The organism is Brevibacterium sp. 50QC2O2, assembly GCF_024580675.1.
Lineage (GTDB): Bacteria > Actinomycetota > Actinomycetes > Actinomycetales > Brevibacteriaceae > Brevibacterium > Brevibacterium moorei.
Genome location: NZ_JANIJZ010000069.1, coordinates 1 through 258, shown reverse-complemented (window position 1 = coordinate 258; position 258 = coordinate 1). Strand labels below are relative to the sequence as shown.

The 258-nt window shown below is 42.2% G+C and carries 1 rRNA gene; it reads right to left on the bottom strand.

The features are described from left to right. Window positions 1-59, bottom strand: a 16S ribosomal RNA gene (locus NQ038_RS15245); the annotation flags it as partial. Window positions 60-258 lie beyond the last annotated feature (199 nt).

Here is a 258-nt window from a genome sequence, read left to right as displayed (position 1 = left end):
TGCATGTGTTAAGCACGCCGCCAGCGTTCGTCCTGAGCCAGGATCAAACTCTCCACAAAAAAATGCTTGTAAGCGATCCCGACCGAAAAGAACAGACTGACGAGAAAAAGAACAACACCCACCATAAAGAAAGGCATTGTTCTTCGTATCATCCATCATTATTATTTTCAGCCAGAAAATATGTACTACTTAGTTCTGGCATCACGAAAAAAACTATTCAAGTACGCTATTGAGTTCTCAAACAACAGGCACACACCC